Below are 5213 nucleotides of genomic sequence, written 5' to 3' on the forward strand. Positions count from 1 at the left end.
TGCCATCAGGGTCAATTGCATTAACAACATTATTGGCAACATATGAAAAAGGAGATAGGTTTGTATATTTTTCAGCCAATGGATCAAGATTCATCCACCTACCCAATGCAGGATCGTAATTCCTTGCCCCAAAATCATAGGTGTTGATATCAAGGCTCTCATCAAACTCCTTACCATTGTATTTCCAACGTTGCGCCACATCATTACCTAGCGAGGAAATCCCTGGGCCATACCCCATGTGTTTCAGCCCAAAAGGGTAATAATTGCTCTCTTCTATAACCTCAGCGGTCGTTATGCCGCCGTTGTTATCGGCATCCATATAACTTAAGCGTATGTTGCCCAAGTGGTCTTTAAATTGATAGACATAATCATAACCACCACCTTCAGCATCTACATAACCTTCTGCATGGTTAAAGAACTGTAATATTGGCCCTTCCCCAGTATGAACATCTTCATAGATATAGTTCCGACATAGTCTCCACTGCGCCGCCTGGCCTGATCGCTAAAAATGCCTGCTAGGCATTTTTTTAACGCTCCATCCTGTCACAGAACCTCCTTCGGTCACCTCTTTTCTCAGTTTGGTGCCCAAAGCATCGTAAATATAGTTAATTTTCTAGTTGCTTTTTGCAAGAAAAAACCACAACTTTTTTACGGTTGTGGTTTTGTTATTGCTCTACCTACGGCACATAAACCTTCATGCGCTAGGTAAATGCATAGAATTTCCGTTTTACACAGCCTCTTTTTGATCGCTTACTCTTACCGCCACCCGTTGCAAACGGGCGGGAGCGGGGACTCTTCCATATTTAATTAAGTTTATTTTCTAATTAGAGCCCCTTTATGGTACTTTCTCATAGCTTTAATTGTCCCATCTTTTTCATATTCAATTTTATAACCATGTGGTTTCCCGTCTAGTAATTCTACCTTTGATTTGACTTTTTTCGAAGGATAATACCTATAGATCAACCCTAATCTACTGCTATTATCATTTACCCTTAGGGCATTTATTTTTCCTTCATTATCCAATTGAATGCCAAAAGAAAAAGAGTCATCTATTATATTACCTATCAATATAGGATATTCATGTTTATCAAAATTTATAGTAAGACCATTGATTCTTCCATTTGAATAATTGGCAATATTTGTAATTAATGAATCTTCATAATTTATTGATATACCCTCATAATTACCTGAAAAATTAACAGTGGATTTTTGTATTAATCTTTTGTTTTCATCATATGAGTAAACAATTGAGTCTTTGGTTATATCATTTTTCAAGATGTCTCCATCTAAAGAATAGTTTATAATGGAGTCAATATTTCCCTCATTCCAGTAAAGGGCTTTGGACATTACACCATTCGCAAAAAACTTTTCCAAACTGTCTTTTTTGTTTTCAGTGTTTAAGTAAAAAGAGTTATATATTTTCCCATCTTTTCCATTTACTTTTACCAACTTCAGTCTTTCTGTTTCATCGCATGAAATCATTAATCTGGTCAGAATTAAAATAAAAACTAAATGTCGAGTCATAATATCATTCTATTTTTTGTACATCGATTATATTGATTAAACCATTGCCATAATGAACTCCAGAATACATATACTTAACCTCAGAGTTCTGAAAGCCCTCTGGATACCCTTCGAGTTTATTTATATTTGAGGTTTCATTATAATTTAGACCATCAAACAATATTTTATCGGTAAATATCAAAACTAGGTTACTGATCATCGAATATCGTGCCATATCATAAACACCTCCATCCCTTGCTATTTCAAATTCAAACAATCTTTTTTGTGAATTAGCAACAGCTTTTAAATCAGTCATAGGTAGTAATTCTAAACTCCCTATTGAACTTGCACTGGAGCCTCCGTCAATTAATTCTGTAGCTCTTGAAAATCTAGTAACTCTACTTCCTCCTAATGTTATAGCAGAAATTATTGTTTGCAAGAATAGTGCTCGAATTTCTCCATCTGAAACTCCTTCACCATAAGGGAATAGCCCGAGTAACCCTTTAATATTTTCTTCATCGTTTGAAAAATTTAATAGACTTAGCCTATCGACTCCTTCAAACTCTTTTGGATTTGCAGAGGCAATATATACTTTCGGGTCTTGCTGTGAATCGGTTTTTTCTTCTCTTTCTTTTTCACTATCGGAATCACTATCATTAGCTTCATAAATAGTTTCATAATCCACACCTTCTGTTAAAGTATGCCACGTACCATCTAAACCTTGTAATCTCATAGTTCTACCATTAGCCCCACTTGGATCTGACCAAAAAACAGGATTATTATCAAACGCTGTATAAGTGCCCATTGAATAATGAGTAATTGGGTCAATCGAAGTAAACCTTCCTATAGCTGGGTCATACTGTCTAAAGTCCATTTCATACAAGTCAAGATCCAATGACTCTTCCAATTCAATCCCGTTGTACTTCCAACGTTGCGCCACATCATTTCCAAGCGATGAAATCCCCGGACCATAACCCTTGTGCTGTAAGCCAAAAGGATAATAATTACTCTCTTCTATAACCTCATCGGTAGTCACACTACCGTTGTTATTGGCATCCATATAGCTTAAGCGTACATTACCCAAATGATCCTTATATTGATAAACATAATCATAGCCCCCACTACCACTCGGGGTCACATAGCCTTCCGCATGGCTGAAGAACTGTAATTGGTCGTTCTCATAAATGTAGTTCCCGGCATATTCCGTTACCTTACCCGTGCTTACCGTTTTCTTTAACTTGACACCCGTCGCATCGTAAATATAAGAAATATTTCCACCTCCTATGGTGATACTGGTCGGTAAATTCAAATGGTTGTAGGCGATTCCATTTGCAGGTATCCCTTTATTGGCATCACTGGTCATATTTCCATTGACATCGTACTGATACTCCGTCGTTGTATTGGCTCCGTTTACAAAGCCTTCTGTCCCACTGATGTCCTCAACCTTCCTTAACCTGTTGCTCACCTCATTGTTATGGTAGCTGTATGTAAGGTCATCGATACGCCCCGCTGCATTGTTCCTCCATAGGCCGGTAATGTTCCCGTTCTTGTCATAGGCCCCTACCGATATATCATATCCCGATGACCGGTTATACCCTCCTGTGGTCTTTATACCATAGTCGGCATAAGTAATGCGGTTCAATGCATCGTACTTGTACGCATAGCCCCGGGTCTTGTTTCCATCCGCTGCATCGTTGGCCGTCTTCCATATCGTCTCACTGATGTTCCCGTTGAAGAGCAGGGGGATGACAAAAATACCATCATCAAAATCATAGATGCCTTTATTCGTGATACCAAGACTAAAACTAAAAAGGCTTACGCATAAAAAAACCACAACTTTCGCTGTGGCTTGTATTGTTTTAATTTTCTTGCAGATAAAACGGCTCAAACTCTCGCCTATAACAAGCATGTTCAGTTTCAAATATATTTTTCTCAAAAGCTTGTTTATGAATCTCAGGAAGCTTTTTATATCTTTTTTTCCTCTTCCTATCAGCTCGTTTTAAAGTAATAAAATCATAAGTGCCGCTCAACATCATTACAACATCAACTCTATTGCATTTGTCCACAAGTTCTATAGTTGTTGGGTCCATTCCAACATACCTAAATAATATTTCTTTCTGGCAAACAGGAATGTCTATTTGAAAAAAACCATTTAAATCCGTTTTACCAATTTCAAGAGTATCACTAATCCTAATTGACACATATGGCAAAGGTTCCAAATTGTCATCAATAATCCTTCCTTTAATTGTTTTATTTTGAGAATAAAGACAATAGTTTGAAACACTAAGTGCAATGACTAGTGTAAATAATAGTTTCTTTATTTTATTTTCTATATTCATGGGTGTAATCGTATTCTGCTGGTTTTTTCTGACTATTAATTCTGTACAATATAATAAAAGTTGCGTTTGAAATTAACGGTTTATCTCTTTGAAGACCTGTAACGTCTTGTGATTGTCCAGGTGCAGACTGAGTTGCTCCTAATTTTCCATCAGGATGGGTGTGAAATTGTTGTATAACATTATTAAAAGAAAAATTAGCCCCATATTTTTTATTAAGTTCAGTAACTGAGCCATAAGAAGTCGTTCTATCATTTTTTAGATATTTTCCTAATACCATATCTGTAACTTCACCAGAAGCTCCATCAGATGAATAGGAGAACCCTTTAATCTCCTTTCCGACATATTCTGATAGCTGTAACGTGAAAGATTTAACTCCTTCAACAGTTGCTTGCCCTTCTCCTCCTGTTTCAATAACATTATCATCTGTTTTGAAATTTTGACCGTCTTTTAGTATTCCTTTCTCTATACCGCCAATTGCTACTTTAGCTTCCCCATTTTTCTTGTACTTAACTTCTCCTCTTTTACTCTTACGTGTATAAGTTTTAAGGATTCTGTCAGGTTCATCATTTGTCTCACCAACTTGTGTAACTTCTCCTGTCTTTTTATTTAATGTATAATCAGTCAGGCCGTCTGGGTCAATTTTAAACATAGGACTATTTTGAACATAATTGTATGGTGTAAGTTCATATCTCAAATCAGCCAATGGGTCAGGATTCATCCAACGTCCTAAAGCTGCATCATAATTCCTTGCACCGAAGTCGTGCCAGTTCAGACCAAGTTCTTTTTGATTTTCTTTACCTTGATAGTCCCAGTTATGTTCCGTACCATTCACAACATTATTATAACCCTTGTGCTGTAAGCCAAAAGGGTAATAATTGCTCTCTTCAACAATATCATCGGTAGTCACACTGCCGTTGTTATCGGCATCCATGTAACTCAACCTTACATTACCCAAGTGGTCCTTATATTGATAGACATAATCATAGCCCCCACTACCACTCGGGGTCACATAGCCCTCTGCATGGCTGAAGAACTGTAACTGGTTCTTCTCATAGATGTAGTTCCCGGCATATTCCGTTACCTTACCCGTGCTTACCGTTTTCTTTAACTTGACACCCGTCGCATCGTAAATATAAGAAATATTTCCGCCTCCTATGGTGATACTGGTCGGTAAATTCAAATGGTTGTAAGTGATACCGGTTATCCCTTTATTGGCATCACTGGTCATATTTCCATTGACATCGTACTGATACTCCGTCGTTGTATTGGCTCCGTTTACAAAGCCTTCTGTCCCACTGATGTCCTCAACCTTCCTTAACCTGTTGCTCACCTCATTGTTATGGTAGCTGTATGTAAGGTCATCGATACGCC

5 protein-coding genes are annotated in these 5213 nt (G+C 37.4%); all 5 read right to left on the reverse strand.

The window, feature by feature from the left end:
• Positions 1-343: RHS repeat-associated core domain-containing protein (locus tag OOZ15_RS19620; protein ID WP_265958139.1), on the reverse strand; the 343-nt coding region annotated here is incomplete at its 3' end.
• A 470-nt stretch (positions 344-813) separates the two neighbouring features.
• Complete coding sequence (locus OOZ15_RS19625; RefSeq protein WP_265958140.1) at positions 814-1524, reverse strand: toxin-antitoxin system YwqK family antitoxin; 711 nt, start codon at positions 1522-1524, stop codon at positions 814-816.
• Positions 1525-1528: 4 nt separating this feature from the next.
• A complete protein-coding gene (locus tag OOZ15_RS19630) occupies positions 1529-3439 on the reverse strand; it encodes an RHS repeat domain-containing protein (protein WP_265958141.1) in 1911 nt (636 codons plus the stop codon).
• Positions 3363-3842: a carboxypeptidase-like regulatory domain-containing protein gene (locus tag OOZ15_RS19635; protein WP_265958142.1), complete on the reverse strand. Its 480-nt coding sequence runs from the start codon at positions 3840-3842 to the stop codon at positions 3363-3365. Before OOZ15_RS19635 ends, OOZ15_RS19630 begins: the two co-directional genes overlap by 77 nt.
• The coding region (locus OOZ15_RS19640; RefSeq protein WP_265958143.1) for an RHS repeat domain-containing protein at positions 3826-5213 on the reverse strand (1388 nt) is incomplete at its 5' end. The genes OOZ15_RS19640 and OOZ15_RS19635, both read right to left, overlap by 17 nt.

It is taken from the genome of Galbibacter kalidii, assembly GCF_026241135.1.
Lineage (GTDB): Bacteria > Bacteroidota > Bacteroidia > Flavobacteriales > Flavobacteriaceae > Galbibacter.

Excerpts from the sequence above, each read along its gene's own strand:
- OOZ15_RS19625 (WP_265958140.1), bottom strand. The coding sequence starts at position 1,524 with ATGACTCGACATTTAGTTTTTATTTTAATTCTGACCAGATTAATGATT.
- OOZ15_RS19635 (WP_265958142.1), bottom strand. The coding sequence starts at position 3,842 with ATGAATATAGAAAATAAAATAAAGAAACTATTATTTACACTAGTCATT.